General features: G+C 59.6%; 27 protein-coding genes. 12 read left to right on the top strand and 15 right to left on the bottom strand.

Going from position 1 to position 23,125, the window contains the following annotated elements; genetic code table 11:
- Window positions 1-33 precede the first annotated feature (33 nt).
- Window positions 34-963, bottom strand: coding sequence for a UTP--glucose-1-phosphate uridylyltransferase (locus NX84_RS05175; protein WP_039674543.1), 930 nt, complete (start codon window positions 961-963; stop codon window positions 34-36).
- A 70-nt stretch (window positions 964-1,033) separates the two neighbouring features.
- Between NX84_RS05175 and NX84_RS05170 the strand changes: the two genes are divergently transcribed.
- The 3 genes from NX84_RS05170 to mscL all read left to right on the top strand — a co-directional run bounded on the left by NX84_RS05170 (window position 1,034) and on the right by mscL (window position 3,013).
- The gene (locus NX84_RS05170) at window positions 1,034-1,600 is read left to right on the top strand and encodes a 5-formyltetrahydrofolate cyclo-ligase (RefSeq protein WP_039674541.1); all 567 of its coding nucleotides are present in this window, start codon (window positions 1,034-1,036) and stop codon (window positions 1,598-1,600) included.
- A gap of 56 nt (window positions 1,601-1,656) precedes the next feature.
- A complete protein-coding gene (locus NX84_RS05165) occupies window positions 1,657-2,316 on the top strand; it encodes an SAF domain-containing protein (RefSeq protein ID WP_039674539.1) in 660 nt (219 codons plus the stop codon).
- A gap of 277 nt (window positions 2,317-2,593) precedes the next feature.
- Window positions 2,594-3,013, top strand: coding sequence for a large conductance mechanosensitive channel protein MscL (gene mscL / locus NX84_RS05160; protein WP_039674536.1), 420 nt, complete (start codon window positions 2,594-2,596; stop codon window positions 3,011-3,013).
- A 161-nt stretch (window positions 3,014-3,174) separates the two neighbouring features.
- Here mscL and NX84_RS05155 read toward each other — a convergent pair whose 3' ends face one another.
- The 7 genes from NX84_RS05155 to NX84_RS05125 all read right to left on the bottom strand — a co-directional run bounded on the left by NX84_RS05155 (window position 3,175) and on the right by NX84_RS05125 (window position 8,663).
- The gene (locus tag NX84_RS05155; RefSeq protein ID WP_039674534.1) at window positions 3,175-3,423 is read right to left on the bottom strand and encodes a hypothetical protein; all 249 of its coding nucleotides are present in this window, start codon (window positions 3,421-3,423) and stop codon (window positions 3,175-3,177) included.
- Window positions 3,423-4,016 (bottom strand): MogA/MoaB family molybdenum cofactor biosynthesis protein, encoded by a 594-nt coding sequence (locus NX84_RS05150; RefSeq protein WP_039674531.1) that lies wholly within the window; start codon window positions 4,014-4,016, stop codon window positions 3,423-3,425. Before NX84_RS05150 ends, NX84_RS05155 begins: the two co-directional genes overlap by 1 nt.
- Window positions 4,017-4,129: 113 nt before the next feature.
- Window positions 4,130-5,608 carry a S1C family serine protease gene (locus NX84_RS05145; protein WP_039674529.1) on the bottom strand — a complete coding sequence of 493 codons (1,479 nt, stop codon included), beginning with the start codon at window positions 5,606-5,608 and terminating at the stop codon, window positions 4,130-4,132.
- Between the two features lie 110 nt (window positions 5,609-5,718).
- The gene (locus NX84_RS05140) at window positions 5,719-7,272 is read right to left on the bottom strand and encodes a HAMP domain-containing sensor histidine kinase (protein WP_039674528.1); all 1,554 of its coding nucleotides are present in this window, start codon (window positions 7,270-7,272) and stop codon (window positions 5,719-5,721) included.
- On the bottom strand, window positions 7,269-7,967 hold the full coding sequence (locus tag NX84_RS05135) for a response regulator transcription factor (RefSeq protein ID WP_039674526.1): 699 nt from the start codon (window positions 7,965-7,967) through the stop codon (window positions 7,269-7,271). Before NX84_RS05135 ends, NX84_RS05140 begins: the two co-directional genes overlap by 4 nt.
- A gap of 237 nt (window positions 7,968-8,204) precedes the next feature.
- Window positions 8,205-8,378 (bottom strand): 50S ribosomal protein L32, encoded by a 174-nt coding sequence (gene rpmF / locus NX84_RS05130; RefSeq protein ID WP_039674524.1) that lies wholly within the window; start codon window positions 8,376-8,378, stop codon window positions 8,205-8,207.
- A 15-nt stretch (window positions 8,379-8,393) separates the two neighbouring features.
- The gene (locus NX84_RS05125) at window positions 8,394-8,663 is read right to left on the bottom strand and encodes a type B 50S ribosomal protein L31 (RefSeq protein ID WP_005530151.1); all 270 of its coding nucleotides are present in this window, start codon (window positions 8,661-8,663) and stop codon (window positions 8,394-8,396) included.
- A gap of 503 nt (window positions 8,664-9,166) precedes the next feature.
- Between NX84_RS05125 and rpmB the strand changes: the two genes are divergently transcribed.
- The 6 genes from rpmB (at window position 9,167) to NX84_RS05095 (ending at window position 12,008) form a co-directional block, all read left to right on the top strand.
- A complete protein-coding gene (rpmB, locus tag NX84_RS05120) occupies window positions 9,167-9,403 on the top strand; it encodes a 50S ribosomal protein L28 (protein ID WP_005279911.1) in 237 nt (78 codons plus the stop codon).
- Window positions 9,404-9,405: 2 nt separating this feature from the next.
- Window positions 9,406-9,570 (top strand): 50S ribosomal protein L33, encoded by a 165-nt coding sequence (gene rpmG, locus NX84_RS05115; RefSeq protein WP_010187624.1) that lies wholly within the window; start codon window positions 9,406-9,408, stop codon window positions 9,568-9,570.
- Window positions 9,571-9,573: 3 nt separating this feature from the next.
- A complete protein-coding gene (gene rpsN, locus NX84_RS05110; RefSeq protein WP_039674518.1) occupies window positions 9,574-9,879 on the top strand; it encodes a 30S ribosomal protein S14 in 306 nt (101 codons plus the stop codon).
- A gap of 15 nt (window positions 9,880-9,894) precedes the next feature.
- Window positions 9,895-10,149 carry a 30S ribosomal protein S18 gene (gene rpsR / locus NX84_RS05105; RefSeq protein ID WP_039674516.1) on the top strand — a complete coding sequence of 85 codons (255 nt, stop codon included), beginning with the start codon at window positions 9,895-9,897 and terminating at the stop codon, window positions 10,147-10,149.
- Between the two features lie 261 nt (window positions 10,150-10,410).
- The gene (locus NX84_RS05100; RefSeq protein WP_039674514.1) at window positions 10,411-11,205 is read left to right on the top strand and encodes a hypothetical protein; all 795 of its coding nucleotides are present in this window, start codon (window positions 10,411-10,413) and stop codon (window positions 11,203-11,205) included.
- A gap of 86 nt (window positions 11,206-11,291) precedes the next feature.
- Window positions 11,292-12,008: a TetR/AcrR family transcriptional regulator gene (locus NX84_RS05095; protein ID WP_039674512.1), complete on the top strand. Its 717-nt coding sequence runs from the start codon at window positions 11,292-11,294 to the stop codon at window positions 12,006-12,008.
- A gap of 63 nt (window positions 12,009-12,071) precedes the next feature.
- On the opposite strand, the gene NX84_RS05090 is transcribed toward NX84_RS05095, so the two are convergent.
- Both NX84_RS05090 and NX84_RS05085 read right to left on the bottom strand, forming a co-directional pair.
- Complete coding sequence (locus NX84_RS05090; protein WP_052319677.1) at window positions 12,072-12,752, bottom strand: hypothetical protein; 681 nt, start codon at window positions 12,750-12,752, stop codon at window positions 12,072-12,074.
- Between the two features lie 108 nt (window positions 12,753-12,860).
- Window positions 12,861-14,105, bottom strand: coding sequence for a serine/threonine-protein kinase (locus NX84_RS05085; protein WP_039674508.1), 1,245 nt, complete (start codon window positions 14,103-14,105; stop codon window positions 12,861-12,863).
- A 106-nt stretch (window positions 14,106-14,211) separates the two neighbouring features.
- On the opposite strand from NX84_RS05085, the gene NX84_RS05080 reads away from it, so the two are divergent.
- Entirely contained in the window at window positions 14,212-14,913 is a 702-nt protein-coding gene (locus NX84_RS05080) for a hypothetical protein (RefSeq protein ID WP_231913697.1), read from the top strand.
- 36 nt (window positions 14,914-14,949) lie between these two features.
- Here NX84_RS05080 and NX84_RS05075 read toward each other — a convergent pair whose 3' ends face one another.
- Both NX84_RS05075 and NX84_RS05070 read right to left on the bottom strand, forming a co-directional pair.
- Entirely contained in the window at window positions 14,950-15,867 is a 918-nt protein-coding gene (locus NX84_RS05075; protein WP_039674503.1) for a serine hydrolase, read from the bottom strand.
- Window positions 15,867-16,778: a hypothetical protein gene (locus tag NX84_RS05070; RefSeq protein ID WP_039674501.1), complete on the bottom strand. Its 912-nt coding sequence runs from the start codon at window positions 16,776-16,778 to the stop codon at window positions 15,867-15,869. The genes NX84_RS05075 and NX84_RS05070 overlap by 1 nt, the downstream gene beginning before the upstream one ends.
- Before the next feature lie 227 nt (window positions 16,779-17,005).
- Here NX84_RS05070 and NX84_RS05065 point away from each other — a divergent pair, with 227 nt between their 5' ends.
- Window positions 17,006-17,926, top strand: coding sequence for a flagellar basal body-associated FliL family protein (locus NX84_RS05065; protein ID WP_039674499.1), 921 nt, complete (start codon window positions 17,006-17,008; stop codon window positions 17,924-17,926).
- A 16-nt stretch (window positions 17,927-17,942) separates the two neighbouring features.
- Here the strand turns inward: NX84_RS05065 and purH are convergent, their stop codons facing one another.
- Genes purH through NX84_RS05050 form a run of 3 tightly spaced genes read right to left on the bottom strand, consistent with a single transcriptional unit; the run spans window position 17,943 to window position 21,801 of the window.
- A complete protein-coding gene (gene purH, locus NX84_RS05060) occupies window positions 17,943-19,475 on the bottom strand; it encodes a bifunctional phosphoribosylaminoimidazolecarboxamide formyltransferase/IMP cyclohydrolase (RefSeq protein ID WP_039674497.1) in 1,533 nt (510 codons plus the stop codon).
- Between the two features lie 43 nt (window positions 19,476-19,518).
- Window positions 19,519-20,124 carry a phosphoribosylglycinamide formyltransferase gene (gene purN / locus NX84_RS05055; protein ID WP_039674495.1) on the bottom strand — a complete coding sequence of 202 codons (606 nt, stop codon included), beginning with the start codon at window positions 20,122-20,124 and terminating at the stop codon, window positions 19,519-19,521.
- Between the two features lie 42 nt (window positions 20,125-20,166).
- Entirely contained in the window at window positions 20,167-21,801 is a 1,635-nt protein-coding gene (locus tag NX84_RS05050) for a cell division protein PerM (RefSeq protein ID WP_126297601.1), read from the bottom strand.
- A 408-nt stretch (window positions 21,802-22,209) separates the two neighbouring features.
- Between NX84_RS05050 and NX84_RS05045 the strand changes: the two genes are divergently transcribed.
- Complete coding sequence (locus tag NX84_RS05045) at window positions 22,210-22,962, top strand: M23 family metallopeptidase (RefSeq protein WP_039674670.1); 753 nt, start codon at window positions 22,210-22,212, stop codon at window positions 22,960-22,962.
- Window positions 22,963-23,125: the final 163 nt, after the last annotated feature.

The following is a 23,125-nucleotide window of genomic DNA, read 5'->3' as shown; positions in this document are numbered from 1 at the left end:
TTCAGGGATGGACTAGATCTTAATGCGCAGAAGCTAACCCTTCAGGCCGTTCTCTGCCTCGTACTCATCCATGATCTGCTTAATCGCCTTGTACAGCGCCGGACCGTACTTCTCATCACGCAGACCAAAATCAACGTTAGCTGGGATATAGCCACCCGGGTTACCCAAGTCATGGCGCTTACCTTGGTGTACAACGACATGAACCGGGTGGCCCTCGGTAATAAGCAATTCGATGGCATCCGTGAGCTGCAATTCGCCGCCCTTACCGGGCTTAATGCGACGCAAAGCGTCAAAGATCTTACGGTCGAGCAGGTAGCGGCCAGTTGCCACGAGATTAGACGGCGCGTCCTCCGGGTCGGGCTTTTCCACCATGCCGACAACCTTCTTAACGCCCGGGACATTGGTATCTTCCACGTCAAAGACGCCGTAGTTAAAAGTCTCCTCCCGGGAGACCTCGAAAGCGCACAGCACACTGCCACCGAGTGCAGCGCGTACCCGCGCCATTTCCCCCATGACGGTGGCAGGCAGAACAATGTCATCCGGCAACATGACGGCGAAGTACTCCTCGTCGTCATCCAAAACGGATTCAGCCAGACCCACCGCATGTCCCAATCCCAGAGGCTTTTCCTGGGGAACGGAAATGGGGTGGATAAGTTGGGCAGCGCGCTTGACCTTTCCTACCTGCTCATCTTTACCGCGAGCATCAAGGGTATCGACGAGTTCAGGGAACTCCTCGAAGTGACGCATCACTTCCTGTTTGTTCGGTGCGGTAATAACAGCCAGGCGCTGGGCGCCGACGGACGCGGCTTCCTCCGCGATTAGCTCAATACCCGGCGTATCAACGACGGGGAGCAGCTCCTTCGGCACAGTTTTGGTGGCGGGCAGAAAGCGGGTGCCCATGCCGGCAGCGGGGACAACAACCGTGGCGATCCCTGTCGGGGAATCCTCATGTGCAATAGCCATAGATTCCAGTTTACAATGCGCCCTCCGTGTCACTGCGCTGCGCTACGCGACCATTCTATGATTTATATCCATGACAACTTCCGCTAAGGATGCTCTCAGAGCTCAGCTTCTCCACGCCCGACGCACACGTAGTGCCGAGCAGCGCGATGAGAATAATCAAGCCTGGTGTAGAGGAGTACGTTCCCTGTTGACTCCCGACATGACTGTGGCGGCTTACTACCCATTGGGAACAGAGCCCGGCGGTTCAGCGTTTGTGGACACTATCAAGGCTGCCTGTGCAGAGGTGTATCTGCCCATTTCCGCTCCACAGGGCCAATTGCTGTGGACGCGGTACGACGGCCCAGAAGCCATGCGCCCCGGCGCGCTAGGCATTGCAGAGCCTCAGGGCGAGCGTCACTCGAGTGCGATTCTGGCTACGGTGGATCTCATCCTGGCACCAGCCATGGCTGTGAGCCCTTCCGGCATGCGGCTCGGCAAAGGTGCCGGCTACTACGACCGCGCTCTCAGCCCACTTCCCACCGGGCACCCGCCAGTTGTCGCGCTCGTGCACTCCACAGAAGTTCGCGAGGTGCCTTATGAAGAGCACGATCGCCCTGTGGATGGCATTCTTACCGAGCGCGAAATGCGTTGGTTATAGCGCTCTGGGAATAGCACTCTGGGAACCGACTGAACCTACGCCCAGTCTAAGAAGGCATGGACTTTCTCCAGCTTCTACGCACACCGGGGCACCGGCGCAGCGTTCTCCTGCGCCGCGTGCTGGCCTGCGTTTTGCTCGCGGCCGCTGGTCTCAGCGCTGTGGCCTCGACACGTGAGCAACCCCATACCGTTGTCATGGCTCGAGAGGTCAGCGCAGGTGAGAAGCTCACACACGATGATGTCTCCCTAGCTCGCGTCCCTTCCTCCCTGCTTCCTGCCACCGCTGTGGGCAGCAACCCAGATGACGTGGTGGGTCGAGTGCTCTTGGCGTCTGCCAGCCCAGGAGAAATCCTCACGACGACGCGCCTGCTGAGCTCAGACCTCATCGCAGACTTCGGCATGGAAGATGCCCATCTCATTCCACTCACATTGGCTGAACCCGAAATAGCTTCCAATCTGCACCATGGCGATACGGTCAACATCGTTGGCGGCAGCAGCACAGGTGAGGCAGAAACACTAGATGTCGAGTTCTCTGCCGTACATGGTTCAACTATCGCTAGCGGTGCGCGTGTAATCTCCGTCGGCACAACTGATGACGGCGCGCGGGGACGCACGTTGCTCGTTGCGCTCCCGGCAGATGCCGCCGAAGCTGTCGCGGCAGCCTCCCTAGCCCAGCCGCTTACAGTCGTCATTGTGGGCGACCGGGCACACAGCTGACCACAGCTGTGATACTTAGCTCGTTTGGGCGCAACCCTGTCTCTACATCTTGCCGGTATCACCACAAACGAACTACGGTATCTCTGTCCACCCTAGGCGCTACAGCCCAACAGCGCAGACGCTGCTGACGGCACCGCGCCGCCACGTGGCCTCTCATCACAGTAGTTTTTCACTCAGCCTCGCTTCTTTCCCTAGAATTTTCCTACTGCCGCACCGATCGTCCTGCGTTCGATGCGCCGCAGTAAGCCGCGAGGTTATTGCAGATAAGGACATTCCTATGCTCAAGGGCTTTAAAGATTTCATCATGCGCGGCAACGTCATCGAACTTGCCGTAGCAGTCATCATCGGTTCTGCCTTCACCGCCATTGTCACCGCCGTGACGGATCACCTCATCCAGCCGCTCATCAACTCTTTCGGTTCTGCGGACATGGGTGGCCTCGGCTTCGCTATCACTGACAACCCGGATACCTTCCTCGACTTCGGTGCAGTGATTACCGCCGCCATCAACTTCCTCATCATCGCCGCTGTGGTCTACTTCGGCATCGTCGCTCCGATGAACGCTCTGACCGAGCGCGCTAAGCGCCGCCAGGGTGTGGACCCGGAGGAAGCTGCCCCGACTACCGAGCAGCTGCTGAGCGAGATCCGCGACCTGCTTGCTGCTGAGAACGGTGGCACCACCAACACGACGACCAAGTAGGTTCGGCTGTTCACAAGCGTTCGAGCTTGTTGTAGGGTCAGCCCTTTCGCGGAGAAAGGGCTGACCTTCTTTCGTTTTCTGGGGCAGCCTTCGGCTTCCCATGAAGAGGCATGTGGCTCTTGTGCCTCTTGTCCTGTTTGCTTCTCTGCCCCTCTACTCCCCTACTGCGTCGAGCCGAAGTGAGGTGGCATATTTTCGCGGTAAAAAGCTTCACCGGTGGGCTCGTCATCGCCGCCCACAGCTGCAGCCTCGTCAAAGGAGACGCTGCGTAGCTCATCTTCTCCCCCTGCATGCTCGGTGCTTCGAGCGTCTACGCTGGGAGCATCAAAACTGCGGTCATAATTCTCCGCAGTGGACGGGCGCTGCGCGCGGCGGCGACGGCGCGCAGGGCGCTGTTCAGAATCTGTCATTAGACGCTTGACTTCTGGAGCTGGTCAACGAGGTAGTGCACCAGCGGGGTGAGCGTGGCCATGCCGTCGCGCACAGCGGCGCGAGAGGAAGCCACATTCACAATCACGGTGGAGCCAGACACGCCGGAGATACCGCGGGACGTGCACGCATCCACTGCTCCGCAGGCCTGGCCGGAGGAACGCAGTGCCTGAGCAACACCGGGGACCATCTGGTCCAGCACCGCACGGGTCGCCTCCGGAGTCTTATCGCGCGGGCCTACACCGGTACCGCCAATCGTGAGAACAAGATCCACGCCACCGACAACGCCAGTCTCAATGGCCTGGCGAATCTTGGATTTCTTCGAGCGAACAATCACCGCGCCATCAACGGTGAAGTCTGCTTCTGCCAGCAGCTCACCTGCTAGGCGGGAAGTATCCTGTGCGGTGTCATCCGGGTGATCTGTCACGATGACGACTAGCGCACGGCGCGGTGCCTGCACGCTCTGTTCCTTTTCGCTGGCGAAAAGGAACGCATCATCGGGCTCGTTGACGTCATCCAGCTCGTGTGAAGCGTCGCGTCCCAGCAAGTCTGTGGTGTCGGTTTTCTCTGCCAAGGCGGTGTCTCCTTAAGTCCGAAGGCCCATTGTCATCTCAGTGTCGTGCGTCTGGCGGTCGCTGCGCGGCCTAGAAGCAAAGTGGCTCCTAGGCCGCGTGGTTATTTGTAAACTTACTCGCTCGCTAGCGTTACCTCTACCTGTCGCGAATCTTCGCTATCTCGGCTCGTCACCTCGAGAGTGACGGTTGCACCAAATTCTTGGGAGCGGGTAGCCGCGATGAGCGAATCAGAGCTCTCAATGAGGCGGTCATCGACACGAGTGACAATATCGCCAGCCTTCAGCCCCGCCTTATCCGCCGGACTATCGGGGTCAACGTCAACAATTTCGGCGCCATAGACATCGCTTTGTGCGCGTACCTTCACGCCCAAGGTGGGGTGCTTTACCTTGCCGTTGTTGATGAGCTCATCAGCCATGCGCTTAGCAAAGTTAGAGGGGATGGCAAAGCCCAGGCCGATTGACCCGCCTTCTGAACCCGTACCGCCCGACAATGAAGCAATCATCGAATTCATACCGATGATGTTGCCTTCCATGTCCACCAAAGGACCACCTGAGTTGCCGGGGTTGACCGCGGCGTCGGTCTGGATAGCGTCGATAAGCGATGATTCACCGCCCTCCTGGGAGGCGCGCACCGGACGATTCTTTGCCGAGACGATGCCGGATGTCACCGTTGCATTGAGTCCTAGTGGGGAGCCCACGGCCACGACTTCCTGCCCCACAGCTGCCGAGTCAGAGTCACCAAACTGCAGGAAGGGAAGATCCTTGGCATCATCGATCTTGATAACGGCAACGTCCGTCGTGGCATCCGACGCCACAAAAGTCGCGGTATGGTGCGAACCATCATTCATCGTGACCTCAAGACGACCACCCTCGTCAGCACCGGCCACCACATGGTGGTTGGTTAGAACGTAGCCATCAGGGGAGATGATGGACCCGGAACCTTCCGCACCGCCGGAACGGGTGATGCTGAAGATGGACACCACCGCCGGCAGCACCTTTGACGCGACGTCCTCTACTGAACCTGCTGCAGGTTCCTTGCCGGTACTGTTGGCCACTGGCTGATTTTGCAGGACCTCGTTGACGGTCGAGGTAGAGTCGCCATTATTGCCCATCGCTCCTACGACTGTGCCAGTGACGCCTCCGATTGCTACTGCGCCCACGAGCATCATCGCTAGTGCAGTGCCCAATCCCACTTTGCGCTTGGATTTATCGCTCTGCTCATTCGGCACAACGCGCACGCCGGGTGTCTGCTGGTTCCCGGATGCTTGCTGGCCCCCGAATGTTTGCTGGTTCTGAGGGGCTGCCTGAGGAGCATCGAATCCACGGCCCGCGTAGGGCTGCTGGTTGTGGGGACGCTGTCCGCCGAAGCCATAGGCGGCGCCATTGTGCTGCCCCTGGTTGTGGGCGGAGGTTTGGCCGCTGTACGGGGCTTGATTCATGTGGTGACCGTCGCTGGGACGGTTGCCAAAACCGTTGGAGCCCTGTGCGCCGTGAGCGTCAGTGCGGGGCTGGTTCCAACCAGTAGACTCGCTTCCCGCGGGAGTGTGTCGGGGGTCCTGCGAGTTATCCATGTTTGAGTTCCTCATGTTCATGCCATCTAGTGTGCCCTATTGTGCTGGCGTGGATCTGTAGCAGCACTGCTATTCTGCTACGAGATACTGAACGTTTCCTGTGTGTGCTGAACTGGGGTGGAACACCCAAACTAGCCTTGGTTGAACCAGCGCTCCGCGAAGATCTGACCACGGTCAGCAGGGTTCTCTGTCTGAAATTCATTGGGCTGCTCTTCGAGACCATCCACCATGGCATCCCCCTCGACCGGATAGCCGGGCAAAATGACCTCCATACGTGTACCGCCATCAGCGGATTCCTTGATGGTGATGTCGCCATTGTGGCGCTCAACAACGGCCTTGACGATGGCCAAGCCCAAACCGGAACCCGGCATCGAACGAGCCTCCGCGGAGCGATAGAAGCGCTCAAAGACCTTCTCGCGCTCCTCCGGAGCAATACCCGGACCAGAGTCGTCGACGCGCAGACACACCTTATCCTCTTCCACCTGGCGCATGGATACACGCACCGTGCCGGTAGGCGGCGACCATTTGGCAGCGTTGTCCATAAGGTTGAGCGTGGCGCGACCCAACGCGAAGGGGTCACCGTCAAGCCCCCACGGGATAAAACGCACACGGAAGTCAACGTCTGGGCGGCGACGGCGAGCACGGTTGAGGGAGTGTTCCAGAACCTCATGAAGCTCGACTGGTTCTGGCTCCTTCTCCGTCGCATCCTCGCGGGCAAGGTCCACAAGATCACCAATAAGCGTGGAAAGCTCTGACATCTGCGCCATCACGTCTTCTTCAAGGTCACGGCGATCCTCTTCGCTAATGCCGAAGCCGTCACCAGACTTGTTCAGCATCATGAGCAACTCGATATTGGTACGCATCGAGGTCAGCGGGGTCTTCAACTCATGGCCGGCATCCGCGACGAACTGAGACTGCTGTACACGCGCGTGTTGGAGGGCACTCAGCATTCGGTTGAAGGACACCGTCAGCTGCGCCATCTCATCGTTACTCACAACTTCAATCGGGCGCAGGTCGTTGGTCTGGGTGACGTAATCCACGGCGCGCTTGAGGCGTGCAATCGGCTGCATGCCCGTCTTCGACACCACCATGCCTGCAAAAATAGCCAACAATACGCCGAAGGCCACAATCACGAGCAAGGCGGAGCCAACCGCAGAGATCAACTCTTCGGTAGGCGTTAAGTCTTGCGCCAACACCACTGTGGCCCCGCCATCATGAATCCTGGCCAAGACGCGCTCGCCACTAACCGTGCGGATGGAGGTTTCCGTGGTGTCACCGTCACGCTTGAAATCGCCGCCAATCGGGAGCGCATCGCCATAGGCAAAGGTTTCCGACGCCGGGGAGATAGACACCCGGGTGTCTGGGTTATAGAACTTGAACGACGCGATCTCTCGGTCGATGTTGTCAACAAAGCTCGGGTCTTGGGCCTGACGGATCAACACGTCTGCCTGCTGAGACATGTGCTTATCCACACTGGCGGTCATCGACACTGCCACCAACCAGTACGTCACCAACGTCGTGACCGCCACAGAGACGGCTACTACGACACCGGTAACGAGAGAAAGGCGCCATCGCAGTGGCGCCCGTGAAGCCCACCCGCGTCGGCGGGGTGTCATGGCTACCTCAGTGGTAGCCGATGAAGCTTCAGAAGGCACCGCAGGAGGCGCGGGCCTTCGGAGAATCACGCGGTGGCCTCCCTCATGACGTAGCCCACGCCACGCACGGTATGGATGAGTCGGGGTTCGCCATCTTCCTCGGTCTTCTTACGCAGGTAGCCAATGTAGACTTCCAGCGCATTGCCTGACGTCGGGAAATCGTAGCCCCACACCTCTTCGAGGATGGTGTTGCGGGACAGCACCTTGCGCGGATTCTCCATCAACAGGTGCAGCAGAGCGAACTCCGTACGGGTCAGAGAAATCTGACGATCGCCGCGGGTTACCTCACGGGTATCAGCATCGAGCTTAAGGTCCTCGAAGCTCAGCTGAGTCTCGGCCGGCTGCTTGGACCCAATGGAGTCAGCTGCCGCACGGCGGACCAGGGAACGCACGCGAGCAAGAAGCTCCTCCAGCGCGAAGGGCTTGGGCAGGTAATCGTCAGCGCCCGCGTCAAGGCCAGCAACACGGTCAGACACGCCATCACGAGCAGTCAGCACGAGGATAGGGCGATCCCACCCTTCACTACGCAGGGTGCGGCAGACCTCAAGGCCGTCCATGTTTGGCATCATGACGTCGAGGATGAGCAATTCAGGGTTATCACGGTGCACTGCCTCGACAGCCTGCACACCATCAGCAGCCAACGCTACATCGTAGCCATTGAACTTCAGGGATCGGCGAAGCGATTCGCGTACGGCTTGCTCATCATCCACGACTAGAATCTTCATATAGCCAATTATGACTTATGAAGGGCATTTTCACGAAGCGAAGAGAATTTTTTCGCCCCCTTAAATCCCCCCCTTAAGGGAAAAGTCACCAACCTCATGCGTTGCACGGACATTGCACGGATGTTAACACCGCTGACAGGAGAGGAAAGGCGAGTAAAAGAAGCAAAAATCCCCGAACCATTCACTCAAGATGAATGAATGATTCGGGGATGCTAGTCACGCAGCAGGCTTAATACCTTAGAACTGCTCGACGTCGATGAGGCCGAGCTTGGCAGCCTTCACCAGACGACGCGGGATGCGCACGGTCTGGCCGTCGATGGTGACTTCCTGGAGGGCGACGTTGTCAGCCTTCCACTGGGAACGGCGAGAGTGGGTATTCGCGCGGGACTTCTTAAACTTAGGAGTTGCCATCTTTTCCTATCCTCCTTACGCGTTCTTCTTCTTACGGCGAGCCATTGCGCCGAAGCGCTGGTTGAACTTCTCAACACGACCAGCGGTATCCATAACGCGCTGTGCACCGGTCCAGAACGGGTGAGACTCAGCGGTCACGTCAACGACGATGAGCGGGTACTCGTTGCCGTCTTCCCACTCAACGGTGCGGTCGGAGGTAGCGGTGGATTTGGTCAGGAAGGAGTGGCCGGTACCGGCGTCCTTGAAGACCACCGGGTGGTAATCCGGGTGGATATCTTTCTTCATATGTCGATTCCCTCAGGGTTGAACTACGGGTCGGTTCCCTCTCTCCGCACAATATGAAATTCGCCCGCACACTATGCGTATCGCTGCGTAGTGCTGCACTGGCAAAGATTAACTGTGCGCGTAAGGATCGTGCCCGAGTTGGGTCTCAATTCTTACAAACTGTGCGGCTCGCGCCGACAACTCGGAATATCCTACAGGCCACCGGCCCGAAAACCTAAATCGGCGCCAAGCGGCATCACTCCCCTACCTTTATAATGGCGTGCTGCCTCCATTTATCCCAGAGCGCACCTCTGGCTCACAGATCAGCGATTAGGTTCTGAGCTGCCCGGCATGTAAGATTTCCCCTTGCTGTTGTCAAAGTAATCGTTTTACGCCCTCATCAACTGGTGTTCAACGGAATTATGCCTCCTGCTCAACCTCACTTTTTAGAGCGCCGCGCCTCACCGCGGATTAGGCACTCCGTTAGTCGCTTTCGATGTGGGCGGCTAGGAGAAAGAAGACCCATGTCGGCTATTTGCCAGGTAACGGGCCGCAAGCCGGAATTCGGCAAGCAGGTCTCGCACTCGCACCGCCGCACCTCGCGCCGTTGGAACCCCAACGTGCAGCGTCGTCGGTACTACCTGCCCTCCGAGGGCCGTACCATCACCTTGAATGTTTCCACCAAGGGCATGAAGATCATCGACCGTGACGGCATTGAGTCCGTCGTGGCCAAGATTCGCGCACGTGGGGAGAAGATTTAACGATGGCACGTAATGATATCCGTCCAATCATCAAACTGAAGTCCACCGCGGGCACCGGCTACACCTACGTGACCCGCAAGAACAAGCGCAACAACCCGGATCGCATCACGCTCAAGAAGTTCGATCCGATTGTCCGCAAGCACGTCGAATTCCGCGAGGAGCGATAATCTATGGCTAAGAAGTCTAAGATCGCCAAGAACGAGCAGCGCAAGGAAATCGTCGCCCGCTACGCGGAGCGTCGCGCTGAGCTCAAGGCAATCATCAAGAACCCGAACACCCCGGACGACGAGCGCCTCGAGGCGCAGTTCGAGCTGAACCGTCAGCCGCGCGACGCCGCCCGCGTCCGCGTCCGTAACCGCGACTCCGCTGATGGACGTCCGCGCGGTTACCTCCGTAAGTTCGGTCTGTCCCGTGTCCGTATGCGCGGCATGGCTCACCGTGGTGAGCTGCCGGGCGTTCGCAAGTCCAGCTGGTAAAGGGGTAACCACACAATGGCTGTCAAGCGTAATAACCACAAGAAGTTCCGTATGGAGCAGACCCGCCGCCCGAAGAAGAACCCGCTCAAGGCCGAAGGCATCGAGCAGGTTGACTACAAGGAGATCAAGACCCTGCGTCTGTTCATCTCCGATCGTGGCAAGATCCGCTCCCGTCGCGTCACCGGTCTGACCCCGCAGCAGCAGCGTCAGGTTGCTACTGCCGTCAAGAACGCACGCGAAATGGCTCTCCTGCCGTTCACGTCCCGCTAAACACTAGCTGGTTTCAACAGCGCACTTTTGCCGCTGTACTCGTGACTCACTAGGACAGGACAAAAGAGCTTCTCAATCGCCGCCTCGTTCCTCATTTTGAGGAGCTGAGGCGGCGATTGTCGTTTTCCCTCCCCTTTTCGCCTTCTTTTCGTTGCCACCGCCACCCCCAGTCAGCTCTGGGCACCCACCGCGCTGCTCGTGCCTCTCGTACTGCTACATTGAAGAACAAGAATCACCCTGACCGAAAGGGCTTTGAACCTCATGTCGCTGCACGAGTCGTTGACTGATCTGAGCGAGCTAGCTGCCCACTGCCACTCCCCCGCGCATGCCCGCGGCCTTCTGGAAGAGGCACAGGATCTCCTGCGCAATGCCACAGCGCACCGCGCCGATAGCCTCGAACTCGCAGCCTGGTTTTCCCGCATTGTGACCGATCTCGTGCGGTCTCCGGGCCTGTCCAGCCCAGTGCGACTGACCGGGCCAGCTGCTCGCGGTGACCTGCTTCCTTCCATGCGCATCACGTGGCTCGGTGAGGATGAGCAACTCGAAAGTGTCATTTCTGACGCCGGCCTAAGATGTTCTGCGGTGGCGGAAACCACGCCCGCCCGCGCCGATGCCGGACTACCCGTGGGCCATGGTGGTGAAGAAGAACTGTACGCCGACGCCTTGGCGAAGCGTCCCGCCCCGCTTACCCTCGTTGATGGGTTGCCTGACCGCACCGCAGACGTCGCCATCCGTGCCACGTTGCTAGCTCCGGTGTCAGCTATTGCGCGCTGGGCCGCCCCCGCTCCGCGCCCGACACCGGACCGTTTGGCTATTGGTGTCGAGCGCGAACTGCTCACCGCCAGTGAGGCCGAAGGCCTGAGCTTGGCGTGGGGCACGGGCATGGCGCTGGAGTTGGGGCGCTGGTACGAGGGCGTCGACAAGCACAGCGTCGCCCTTGGTGACCTTCCCCCGCTGGATCGCACCGCCTATGGTTCTGCGTGCCGAACAGTTTCTGCAACTGTGGAATCTATCGTGGCACGGCACGGTAGGGTGGTAGGCAGTATAGCTGGGTAGCGAATTCAACGCTTCCCGCTCTAGGGAGTACGATGGTTAAGCTGAAAATAATTATTGAGTGACGCTCACCGAAGGGAGTCCGCCTGATGGCAGGTACCGTTGGCAGGCCGCGTAAGAATAGCCCGCGCCGCCGGGGCAACACCGCGCGCGAAGAAATCCTCGACGCCTCATCCGAGCTGTTCACGACACAGGGTTTCGCCACGACTTCCACGCACCAGATTGCCGATGCCGTGGGTATCCGTCAGGCTTCGTTGTACTATCACTTCCCGTCGAAGACGGATATTTTCCTTACTCTGCTGAACTCCACTATTGAGCCTTCTCTTGAGCTCGCAGAGGAGCTCGCCGCCTCCGATGCGGCGCCAGCGCAGCGCCTGTGGTCCCTCGTTGCGGCAGAGTCCCGTCTGCTGCTGACCTCTGCATGGAATGTAGGCCGTCTCTACCAGCTGCCGGTGGCTAATTCCCCCGAGTTTGGTGAGTACCACGTACAGCGAGACCGCCTGAAGGAACATTTCCGTTCCGCCGCTGCGGGCCTTGTGGGCACGGATGACCCGCGCATCGAGCTGCCCTTCCATATCGCACTGTCAGTCATTGAGATGCGCCCCAACGATGGCACCGCCCCGTTTGATGCCGCGCAGCGCGTGCCGGAGCAATCCGCCATGCTTGCCGACGCCGCCTTGGCCGTCCTCGGCACCACTCCCCCGGACAATGCAGAGGCAACGACTCTGGAGCTGCTCAAAAACCGCAACGACTCCATCTCCTCGGCCGCCGCTGCCGCCGCGGACCGCAAGAAGGCCACGCGCTAGCGCGGCCCCAACGTCCTGAGCCCTTTCCCAGCGGCCTAAACCCCCAACGGTCTTAGGCCGCTTTTAGCGTCCGTGGCGGATGGCGTAGTGCGCCAAGAACGTCTTATAGGGTTTATAGACTTTCTCGCCATCAGCTTTCAGGCTGTCAACGAGGCGATCCATCTTGTGATTCGTCTTCTTTTCCGTCCATTCGAGGGCATCGGCGATCTCGCGTACCGACGGAATATCGGCATCCGACGAACCTGGCTTTTTCAGATAGCTAGCAAGCTGACGCAACAGTTCTTCCTGCTCATCATTGGGCACATGCCGGGTCCGGGTGCGCTCTTCCTCCAGCTCCTGCTCGCGCCTCGTGCGCCGCGCAACATTGCTGTTCTCGACATCGATGTACAGCTCGTAGGGGCATTCCGGAGTTTCAAACGTGATGCGGGAAGGTCCTGGCGGAACCGCAGCCACCGATCGCGGCCCCAAGTCGATACGGGAGAATCCCTTCACTCCACGTAGTTCAATGCGCAACGGGATGTGGCTACCAATGTTGCTGATCATCCATCCCTGCCCGCCGTACCACAGCTGGAAGAGGTGGCGGTGAAGGGTAAGGTCCCCCTCGCCCACGCGGAAATCACCGGCACGGCCGACGATAACTTCTTCTCCTGGCGCGACAATCCTCACGCCGCCGATCAGGTCATCGATACGCAGCCTTGGGCCCCGCGCCGCCTGCTGCGGCTGGGGTGTCTGTTGCGTGTTCATAGTCACCTCCGTTGAAGAACACTCCGGGCACAACGCCAAAAGTTGTGCCGCAAAAATTGTCCTTTAGTGTAGCGGGAATTTCTGTCCGGCTTCCAGGCTACCTTCGGGTTATGCCACGATTGCCCAGGTCACCAGGAAAATGAGGATGATGACCACGACGGTCGCGGTGATGATTAGGGCGTTGCCGTTATCTTTTTTCGGCGGCGCGCTCAGCGCCGAGGGCACCCCTGACTGCTGTGGGGGTATGGGCGTTGGCGGGGTCACAGGAGTTGATGGCCGCACATGCGCTGTTGAGGAAATGGGGTTCGAGGGTGCCACGAACCCAGTAGGCTGCATATTCTCGGTGGGACGCGGGGGCTCTGGCCACTTCTGTGTGGGGGTCGTATGCGCTGTGTGCTCCGAGCGTGGTGACTGCGGGGCTGTGGGCGATTTCTGCGGCGCGGCAAACGAAGAAGAGTTGGATATCTTCTCCAATGCTTGGATGAACTCCTCTGCCGTGGAGTAGCGCTGCATCGGAACACTATCGAGAGCCTTGCTCAGCACATCTTGTACCTGGCTAGCCACTGCAGCGGTGTCGGGCGCGAGGACATCCGAGAAAGCCGCACTCGATAGCTCCGGAAGGCGGCGCTCACCACGCCACTCGCTGCGTGGCATCGTGTCCTTGAGGTGATGGAGCGTGAGCATTTCGAAGGCGATGAGCGCCAAAGAGTAATCATCAGCACGCGCCGACAAATCATCATCACCGTAGGCGTGACCTTTATTCTCTGGCGCTAAGTATTTCTCTGTGCCCACGATGTGGCCGATCTTGGTCAGGCGTGACTGCCCTTCCTCGATGCTGATGCCAAAATCTGACAGGACAGCCGGCGGAAGGCTGCCGGGATTCTTCCGGAGCAGGATATTCGCGGGCTTAACATCGCGATGTACCCATCCTGGATGCAGCTCATGATGCATATAGTCCAAGGCTGAGGCAATCGGCCTGAGGAAATACACGACTTCCTTCACTGTGAATCCACGGCCAGTTCGAGCGCGATCCTTGATTGCATGCGCTAGTGTTCCACCGTCAATAAACGCCATGACCATGACGTCGTCGCCACGCGGGGTTGATTCTTTGGAATAGAACTGCACCACGCCAGGGTGGCTACCGATGCGGGTAAGTGCCTTCATCTCGTTGTGGAAACGAGCGCGGGAGGCTTCATCCCGGACGTCGTCCAGCAGCACCTTAACCGCAAGCTCACGGGAGAGGTCTGGATCCGTCGCGTGAAAGACTTGGCCCATGCCGCCTTCACCCAGCAGGTACACCGTGGTGTAGCGCTTATGCTGGGTAAGCCACTCAACGAAATAGGAACTAGTCACCGCACCATTGCACCATATGCATTAGGTCTCATGATGTTGCCGTGTCGCGTCTCCCCCGAATGGAGGGTACTCCCCCTCGGATAATGGCGGTTCGTACACAACGATTATGATTTCTGTTGTTCTCAATCGTCTTTCCAAGGACCCTATGACCACCCCAGGATTTGGCAACAACTCTTTTTCCGAGCGCCCTAGCCCCAGCCCGGCTTCTGCGCTCCCTGCTTCGGATCCCTCTGAGCAGCGCAACAACGTGCCAATTATCTGTGCCATCGCCATCCTCATCGCGCTGACAATCTCTGGCTTGATCATTTGGAATGACGTGCGCTCCACCAGCCAAGAAGTGCCGACGAATGGGCAATCCTCCGACGCTGCTCCCATGACGATGGAGTCAGAAACCGAGTCCGACGCCGATACCTCGGAAGATGATGTAAGTGGGAAAGCTAGCGCTTCCGAGGATGCGCCGCAGGAATCCGCTGATACCGCCGACGTGCCGCCTGGACTCACTGCTGCTGGGTGGTCTGATGTCCCCGAGGCACGCTGCCAGCAAGGCGAAGAGATGGTCTTTGCTGCTGCCAGCGCAGATGATGATTCGCATATTGTTATCTGCGAAAGCAAGGATTCTCTTTTTTACCGCGGCATCTGGTCTAGCGGCGCTGCCTTTGGCCCAGCCAAGGGCGAAGGTACGGACTTTAGCGTGGCGATTCTCGATCCCACGAGTGGTGCCGATACCGGCTCGGTGCTCACCATCCGTGGCGAGCACTACGACATTGATGGCAAGGCCGGTGACTTCGACGTCTACTGGCCAAAGTAAATCCAACCGTTGCCAAGGGGCCTAGCAGCGGTGTGGCTACACTGCTCCCTGCTGGCATCCAGCTGCCGGCCACTCGACCTCTGCCGACTCAAGCTGGGCGGCGAGGCGCGTGAGCATCAGTTGGGCATCGCCGTAGTCCCCGGAGTCTGCGCTGGCGTAAATGGCCACGGCAACGGTGTGGCCGCCGAGGGTCACAAGGCCCATCTGACGCGCTTCATAGGATCCATCTTCGGCAGGGCCCCAGCCGCCTTTCTTGACCGCGCCCTCCAAGGTGCCTAGACCGTAGTTCTGGGCGGGATCGGGCTGGCCCATTGCGGCGAGGACTGGCTCTGCGCCGTCCATGCAGCCAAGGGATGCCACGAACTCTGCTTGCTGCGTTACCGACCACTGCGTTTGACCAAAGGCGCTAAACCCTGGGCGCGGCGGGGTAGCTGGCACTGAGGTTGCACCGATGACCTCTTGTGTGGCCTGCGCTGCTTCCTGTCCGCCGCCCAGGGCTTCCCACAACGAGTCAGCAGCGGCATTATCGGAGTACGTAACTGCCTGACTAACAGTGCTGTCTTCCGCCACCCCGGCGCGTTCAGCGGCGATGGCGAGGGGAACCTTCGCGGTTGACCAGGCGGCAACGGGATCCGTCATGCCAGCCGCGAAGATTGTTCCGCCGCCCGCTACGGCGATGCCTGTTCCGGGATTGTCCGCAGCGATAGCGTCGAGGGCTTCTTGCGGGTCGGTGGCCTCAATCACGGGCAGGTCCTCCGTGGTGACGGGTGCGGGTACGGGGGTGGATTCAGGTAGCGTGGGCTGAGGCGCTGATTCCTCTTCAGCGCCCTGGGGAGCAGTTTCGGCCTCGTCGATTCCGGAGACATCACCAATAGTGCAGGCGCTCAGCAGCGCGACCGACAGGGCGGTCGCTGTGGCGAGCGCGGCGGTGTGGAGGTTGTGGATGCGGCGCATTAGACGATGTACACAATCGCGTTATTGCCACCCTTGCAGGTGACGAACTTACCGTTGTCGGAGCAGTCCATCCTGTAGGTCTGCTTGGTGATGGGACTGTAGGCGTCGATAGTCGCGTTAAGCTCCTTTGTATCCACGTAGTGCTTGACGTACTCATCGCGCACGATGTTGGCGAACGGTTCGGTCGTCACCGTGGAGCCGCGGTAGACATTATTGAAATCGCCGCCGGGTTCGTTATTACGTGCAGCATCGTTGACCGGCTGTGCGCCGTCGGGAAGCGCTGGGTGTTCAGGGCGCTTTTCCGGTTCCGCGCTGGTGGTCTCTTCCTCGGAGGTCGTTGTCTCTGCGGCAGAGGTTGCCTCTTCTTCGCCGCCAGCGGTCTCCTCAGAGACTTGTGCCTCGGTGGTCAGCGGCGGTTGGGCCTGATTGCCGGTCGCGGAGTTTTTAAAGAAGAAGAGGTAGGCCAGCGCAGCAATGACGAGCAACACGGCCAGGATAAGGACGACGATGAGAATGATTTTTCCGCCGTTAGAGGAGCCGGAGTGGGCCGCGGCCTGCTGCGGGTACGCGGCGTTGTAACCGCCAGCCGGTTGCTGTTGGTTGCCCCACTGATCCTGCTGACTTTGGTGCCCTGCCCAGCCCTGCTGGTTCTGCTGGCTCGGCTGCCCCTGGTGGCCTTGCTGACCCTGCTGGCTCGGCTGTCCTGGCTGTACCTGCGGGGCAGAAAAGTGTTGGGTGGGCTGTTGATCAGCTGGCGCGGCGAAGGGATTGGAGTATTGGCGCTCTTGTGACAGCGGGGATTCAAAGTCCACGGTTTCTGGGTGCGTGTCCTTGCGGTTCTGGTTCAGTTGACCGCCGTGTCCCTGCGGCCGGGGCGCACCGAAGCCGTGGTTGTGTTCTGAGTCAGTCACCGGAGCCTCCGTTTCTACAGTGTCTGTAGCGCCTATCGCTACCGCATATACGGTGTCTTCCATCTTTGCACAGTGTTGCCCTGACTATAGTGATTTATCTTCTAGCCCAGCCCCAACCCCACGGGGAGTATCCCTCGAATCTGCCGAGACTCCCGCGCATCGTGCGCGATACGGTTTAAGTTGTTTAAAGACACTTCCCTCGCTTGCGGAAAGGCTTTCACGAACCCATGACTTTTTCTCCTGGACCTTCAAGCACGCCACCAGGACGCTCCGGGTCTAACTCCGGATTTGGTACTCCCCGCCCCGGCTTTGGTCAGCCAGGTGGTGGCACCAGTAACCCCGGCACGCCCGGAGGCTTTGGTGCTCCGCCGCCGTTCGGCAGCCGCCCGCACACACCGGGGGCGTATCAGGGCTCTCATCCAGGCTCCCCTGCAGGTGGAGGTGGTGCGAACGCCCAGCCGGTCTTTGGTGGCGCGCCTACTCCACCGCCAGGGCAATCCCACTACCCGGGCCAAGCACAGCAGCCACAACTCTCACAGCAGCCGCAGCCCCCACAAGCACCGCAGTACTCTGCCCCGCCTTCCCCGAAGGGCAAAGGAAAGTTTAGTGGCGCGATAGCAGCGCTCATCGCGATTCTGGTGGTCCTCGCCATTGCATTGGGAGTAGGCGCCTGGTTTATCTGGGGACGTGACTCCTCAGGAAGCGAGCAAGCAGGTGCATCTGCAGATCCGACAACAACCGCCGTGCTAGCGGGAAACCCGATTGGCGCGCACGACGGCATCTCAACCGACCTCACTGAGGAGGACGCAGTCATTGCTCGTACGCTGTTCCCGGATTCCTATGTCTCCCGCGGGGGCAGCACCAATATCGCCGATATCCATCTGGCTCAAGGCCAAAGCCAGCTCAATGCGGTCTTTGGTTTTATCGATGACCGCGACAACACGGACGTCGCCACCGCCAGTGTTACCGTCACCGGGAGCGACGGCACTGAACTCGCAACCTTCGATGTCCCCGCGGATGAGGCCTTGGAAATGCCCATCCACGTCGGCGAGCATCAGGAGTTGCGGTTTACTTTTACCTACAAGGATAAAGACGGAAACCCCGCCGAAAATACTGGCTTTGCGGTGGCCTCACTAAACGCGCAGTGACGCCACCGTCAACACTCTAGTGGAAGAAGTGGCGGGTACCGGTGAAGTACATGGTCACGCCAGCCTTCTGAGCGGCCTCAATGACCTCTTCGTCGCGGATGGAACCACCCGGCTGAACAACGGCCTTCACGCCGGCGTCGAGAAGCACCTCCAGGCCATCGGCAAACGGGAAGAAGGCATCGGAGGCAGCGAAGGAACCTTCGGTGCGGTTGGCGCCATCGGCCAGCGTGTTGGCGCGCTCGACTGCCAGCTTGGCAGAGTCCACGCGGTTGACTTGGCCCATGCCCACACCCACGGTGGCATTGTCCTTAGCCAGAAGGATGGCGTTGGACTTCACCGCACGAACTGAGCGCCAAGCGAACTCGAGCTGTGCCAGGTCGGACTCGTTGAGCGCCTCACCAGCAGCCAAGGTCCAGTTGGCCGGGTTATCGCCCTCGGCCTGGTAGGTATCCGGTTCCTGGGTGAGCACGCCGCCGGAGATGAATTTAACTTCCTCCTCCGGTGCTTCGTGCTCTGCCTGCAGCACGCGCAGGTTCTTCTTAGCCTTGAGAACCTCGATAGCGCCTTCTTCATAGGACGGCGCCACGATGACCTCGGTGAAAATGTCTTTGACCTGCTCGGCCATCTCCACGGTGACCTCGCGGTTGACTGCGATAACGCCGCCAAAGGCGGACATCGGGTCGCAGGCATGGGCCGCGCGGTGAGCAGCAGCAATCGACTCCTCAGACACCGCGATGCCGCACGGATTGGCGTGCTTAATAATGGCCACGCAGGGGCGCTCGTGGTCCCAGGCGGCACGCCAGGCGGCGTCGGCGTCCTGGTAGTTGTTGTAGCTCATCTCCTTGCCGTTGAACTGCTTCGCGTTGGCCAGACCGGTGGTGCCAATGCGGGTCACGGTGGCCTTTTGGTGGGAGTTCTCGCCGTAGCGCAGCGGGGTGGTCGTGTCACCGTCGCTGAGTTGGTCCACAAACCAGGCGGACACAGCAGCGTCGTAATCGGCGGTGTGCAGGAAGGCATCGCGGGCAAGGCCACGGCGCTCTTCCAAGGTGAAGCCGCCATTGGCCACAGCGTTAGCTACATCGCCGTAGCGAGCCGGGTCCACAACTACAGCAACAGACGGGTGGTTCTTTGCGGCTGCGCGCACCATGGACGGGCCGCCGATATCGATCTGCTCCACACAGCCATCGAAGTCAGCGCCGGAAGCCACAGTTTCACGGAAGGGGTACAAATTCACCACGACCAGCTGGAAAGGCTGAACCTCGAGCTCGGAGAGCTGGTTGAGGTGGTCTTCCTTGCGGGTATCCGCCAGGATGCCGGCATGCACGCGCGGGTGCAGGGTCTTCACGCGGCCCTCCAGACACTCGGGGAAACCGGTGAGCTTTTCAACCGGGGTAACCTCGATGCCCAGATCCGCGATCTTCTTCGCGGTAGAACCGGTGGAAACAATCTCCACGCCGGCCTTGTCGAGGGCCTGGGCTAGGTCCTCCAAACCGGTCTTGTCGTAGACGCTAATGAGTGCGCGTTTAATGTTCTTACGATCCTCGCTCATGGTGTGTGGACTTTAGCCTTCCTTGCGTTTGTTGCAGCGATAATTAAAGCTCAATAGTCAGTGCTGCGTCCTGCACGCGGATGGCACGCAGGACAGTGACAATGAGTTCTCGCTCGACCACTTTGATGCGCTCGTGCAGGCTGGCCTCGTTATCTTCTGGCAGCACGCGCACGGGTTCTTGGGCGATGATGGCGCCCGTATCGACGCCAGCATCAACAAAGTGGACGGTCGAGCCTGTGACCTTGGCACCGTAGGCCAGCGCATCACGCACGCCATGTGCTCCTTTGAAAGCGGGCAGGAGCGCCGGGTGAGTATTGATGGTGCGCCCTTCAAAGCGGTCCAGAAAATCCTTACCCAGGATTTTCATGAAGCCCGCAGAAACAACAACGTCTGGCTGTGCAGCATCTACTGCATCAACCAGACGTCTATTCCATTCGGCGCGATCTTTACCCATCTCCACAACTTCAGTGGCGATTCCCGCTGCCTGTGCGCGCTCGATGCCCTGACAAGGCACGTCCGCGATAACTTTCACCACGCCAAAGTGCTCGTCCTGACCATCAAGGATGGCCTGCAGCAAAGAGCCGGTTCCAGAGACCAGAACAACGACTTTGAGGCGGGCGGAAGCAGCGGGCTGATGCGGTGTAGTCACGCGCTCCAGCCTAGCGCCTGCGGGGAGCAAACAAGCAATTGCTTAACCCTGGGAGGGGTCCTCATCAAGGTCAGGGTCTGCGGGCATGCGCTTGGCGACGTCCCCCTCGGGCTCCCCGTCGTCCTTATCGACGGCTTCCGCATCGACCACCTCGGCGTCAATAACGTCTGAGTCCTCCGAACTCTCGGATGCGTCCTCTAGGCTTTCGGAGTTGATGCCGAGCAGCGCTGAGACCGGCACGGCATTCGCGGGGCGAGTGTCTTCTGTTTGCTCTGTGTTCTTCGCGTCCTCTACATCCCCTGCGTGCTCAGTGTGCTCAGTATGCTCAGTGTCCTTCGCAGAGGACGGTTCCGTGGTGGCAACCTCGGCGTCGTCCTCGCTACTACGGTGAGTACGCCAGGACATGAGTGCATTCGCGGCAGCGAAGCCAGCACCGACGACGAGGCACCACAAGGAAATAAGCCCCACGGCCGTCCACAGTTCAGGGCCGGTATAGCCGTAGATGCCGAGAGCACCAGAGGTGCCGTAGATAGCGGCGAAAGCAGCGATAGCGGCAACGACGGCAGCGACCAACGCCACCTGAAAATTCACGATCACTCGGCGCCGTGCGAAGGCCACGCCGGCAGCAACCGCGGGAAGCACAAAGAGAGCAACAGCCCAGGAGCTAATACTCGGCGGTACCGCGGCGGCAAGTGGCAGAGGCGGCAGCGGCACCATATGAGCGCTGAATAAGCTGATACTCGTCTCCGGTCCAACGTGTAGCTCAGAGCCGCTCAGCACAGAAGCGGCAGCAATAACGGCGTTGGGTAGATAAAGAATGCTGAGCAAAACCAGTCCAGCCGTACCCACCGCGTCGAGGACCGGATAGGCAGCCAGCATCTCTGCTTGGCGCTGCCAGCCCACTGCCCATAACACGAGAACGAGGACCAAGCTCACGATGGCGAGGTAGCCGAGGTAGCTGAGGCCGATCCGGGAGGCGTCGACAAGCACGCGCGGTACCCCACTGCGCTTGGCCAGAGCCTTCCACAGGCGAGTGCCCATACCGCCAATGAGGGCAGCCACATGGAGCAACAGCATGCGGGGCAGCACAACGTAGAGGGCCGGCGGGGAAACGTCGTAGGCCTTGCCCGCATCCCACAGCATCAGCCACGCAAGGCAGGTCAACGCTAAAGGAACCGCGAAGACGCAGGCGGTCAGCACGAGGAGGTCATTGATACTGACCTTGTCTTTAATAGCTACCCGTACACGGCGGCCTACCAGGCATGCCAGCAACACCGCGGGCAGCCCGGGCAAGAAACCGAGGTCAATTCCCCCCGCCCGAATGGGCGCGAGGTTAAAAACCATCCAGGCTTCCGCAACGATGGTGTTAAACCACGCCGAGGGCGAGCTCGTGAGCAACAGTGCGGCAATGACCACGACGATGATGCCCAGCACGACCACCAGATTGGGAACGGCAACCACCATGAGCATGCGGCGGATACGCTCCCGCATCGTGGTGGGCCCCTGGGCGCGGCGAGCTTTCGCCTTAGCGGACTCTGCGCCCTTAATCCGTTGCGCCGGCGCGCGGCGATCGCTGCGAGTGGGGCGCTCGGTTCGCTCACTATCCTGGCCATGTCCGCGCATCTGGGTACGCGGCCGCGTGGCCGACCGTGACTGGGGACTCGTGTTCTTATTCATTGGCGTCCACTTTGCCACGCTCCCCTCCCCCGCCGGGGGTGGCGCGGCGAGGCTAGGGCCAAATGGTTACTTGGCAGCAGCTGGTAGGTGAAAAAGTAGGACAAAAAGCCCCAGCAGCGACTGCAAATTTTTAGCCTTAAGATTTAAACTCTAAGATAAACGCAAAATCGCTTGCACTACCCCCGCTTGGTCGCCACAGTCTTCACACAGATTATATCCAGTACCACTACTATTAGGATTTACGGCACATAAACAAGAAAAACCGCAAACCGGCTTGCTCTAACTTTCCTGAGACGCTATTGTTACATTCCGTTGGTAACAGGAAGGTCACAATCGGGTAACCAACCGGCAGAGAACGTAACGTTTGAGCCGGACGGACGATAGTGAATGAAGACGGAAGTAGAGTTCATGCGAAGCAAGACTCAGCGGAGCGCAGGTCGCCACCGCAAGATCACCACCTCGCAGACCGCGAAGGGACGCATTGCAGTCGTTACCGTCGCCGCTGGTGCCGTATCCACCGCTGGCGTAGGTGGTGCAGCCGCAGGCACCATCCAGTCGACCAGAACCGAGGAGACCAAGACTCAGGCCATCGACTACTCCTTGCAGGCAGATACCGATCCGTTGAAGGACGCACAGGCTTCCATCCAGGATGCTGCCCCGCAGATTCTCGCAATTGCTGAGTCCAAGCCGGTTTCCGATCTGGCAGCGCAGCTCGATAAGGCCATCCAGGCCGCTGATGCCCGCGCTGCCGCCGATGAAGCGAACCGTGCCCCGTCCGTTGCCCGCCCGACAGAAGGTGTCTTCACCTCCGGCTTCGGCTCGCGCTGGGGTTCTTTCCACTCTGGCATCGACATCGCCAACTCTGTAGGCACCCCCATCCTGTCCGTCATGGACGGCACCGTTATCGACTCCGGCCCGGCCTCCGGCTTTGGCCAGTGGATTCGCATCAAGCACGATGATGGCTCCATGAGCGTCTACGGCCACATGCAGACCCTCGACGTTGCTGTGGGCGAGCGCGTCCACGCCGGCCAGAAGATTGCTGGCATGGGTTCCCTGGGATTCTCCACCGGCTCCCACCTCCACTTCGAAATTCACCCCACCGGCGAAGGCGCTGTAGACCCCATCCCGTGGCTCGCAGAGCGCGGCGTCAACATCTCCTAAATCTTTGATCGCTTCATAGACCTTCCTTTACGCCGAACGGCGGCTCCGAGCAGACATGTTCTGGGCCGTCGTTCGGCGTATTAACCTTTTACCGGCCCTTCCGGTTTTAGAGTGCGTTGATTTTGTCCTGTAGTTGTCCGGAGTGGATTAGGCACCGCAAGAT

It is taken from the genome of Corynebacterium minutissimum (assembly GCF_000805675.1).
Classification (GTDB): Bacteria; Actinomycetota; Actinomycetes; order Mycobacteriales; family Mycobacteriaceae; genus Corynebacterium; species Corynebacterium minutissimum.
Note: the sequence above shows the minus strand (reverse complement) of the source record. Positions and strands in the feature narration are given on the sequence as shown.

Bases quoted from the DNA above. Each gene is read 5' to 3' on its own strand.
- NX84_RS05175 (WP_039674543.1), bottom strand. From the start codon at position 963: ATGGCTATTGCACATGAGGATTCCCCGACAGGGATCGCCACGGTTGTT.
- NX84_RS05170 (WP_039674541.1), top strand. From the start codon at position 1,034: ATGACAACTTCCGCTAAGGATGCTCTCAGAGCTCAGCTTCTCCACGCC.
- NX84_RS05165 (WP_039674539.1), top strand. From the start codon at position 1,657: ATGGACTTTCTCCAGCTTCTACGCACACCGGGGCACCGGCGCAGCGTT.
- mscL (WP_039674536.1), top strand. From the start codon at position 2,594: ATGCTCAAGGGCTTTAAAGATTTCATCATGCGCGGCAACGTCATCGAA.
- NX84_RS05155 (WP_039674534.1), bottom strand. From the start codon at position 3,423: ATGACAGATTCTGAACAGCGCCCTGCGCGCCGTCGCCGCCGCGCGCAG.
- NX84_RS05145 (WP_039674529.1), bottom strand. From the start codon at position 5,608: ATGAACATGAGGAACTCAAACATGGATAACTCGCAGGACCCCCGACAC.
- NX84_RS05135 (WP_039674526.1), bottom strand. From the start codon at position 7,967: ATGAAGATTCTAGTCGTGGATGATGAGCAAGCCGTACGCGAATCGCTT.
- rpmF (WP_039674524.1), bottom strand. From the start codon at position 8,378: ATGGCAACTCCTAAGTTTAAGAAGTCCCGCGCGAATACCCACTCTCGC.
- NX84_RS05125 (WP_005530151.1), bottom strand. From the start codon at position 8,663: ATGAAGAAAGATATCCACCCGGATTACCACCCGGTGGTCTTCAAGGAC.
- rpmB (WP_005279911.1), top strand. From the start codon at position 9,167: ATGTCGGCTATTTGCCAGGTAACGGGCCGCAAGCCGGAATTCGGCAAG.
- rpmG (WP_010187624.1), top strand. From the start codon at position 9,406: ATGGCACGTAATGATATCCGTCCAATCATCAAACTGAAGTCCACCGCG.
- rpsN (WP_039674518.1), top strand. From the start codon at position 9,574: ATGGCTAAGAAGTCTAAGATCGCCAAGAACGAGCAGCGCAAGGAAATC.
- rpsR (WP_039674516.1), top strand. From the start codon at position 9,895: ATGGCTGTCAAGCGTAATAACCACAAGAAGTTCCGTATGGAGCAGACC.
- NX84_RS05100 (WP_039674514.1), top strand. From the start codon at position 10,411: ATGTCGCTGCACGAGTCGTTGACTGATCTGAGCGAGCTAGCTGCCCAC.
- NX84_RS05095 (WP_039674512.1), top strand. From the start codon at position 11,292: ATGGCAGGTACCGTTGGCAGGCCGCGTAAGAATAGCCCGCGCCGCCGG.
- NX84_RS05090 (WP_052319677.1), bottom strand. From the start codon at position 12,752: ATGAACACGCAACAGACACCCCAGCCGCAGCAGGCGGCGCGGGGCCCA.
- NX84_RS05080 (WP_231913697.1), top strand. From the start codon at position 14,212: ATGATTTCTGTTGTTCTCAATCGTCTTTCCAAGGACCCTATGACCACC.
- NX84_RS05075 (WP_039674503.1), bottom strand. From the start codon at position 15,867: ATGCGCCGCATCCACAACCTCCACACCGCCGCGCTCGCCACAGCGACC.
- NX84_RS05065 (WP_039674499.1), top strand. From the start codon at position 17,006: ATGACTTTTTCTCCTGGACCTTCAAGCACGCCACCAGGACGCTCCGGG.
- purH (WP_039674497.1), bottom strand. From the start codon at position 19,475: ATGAGCGAGGATCGTAAGAACATTAAACGCGCACTCATTAGCGTCTAC.
- NX84_RS05050 (WP_126297601.1), bottom strand. From the start codon at position 21,801: ATGAATAAGAACACGAGTCCCCAGTCACGGTCGGCCACGCGGCCGCGT.
- NX84_RS05045 (WP_039674670.1), top strand. From the start codon at position 22,210: ATGCGAAGCAAGACTCAGCGGAGCGCAGGTCGCCACCGCAAGATCACC.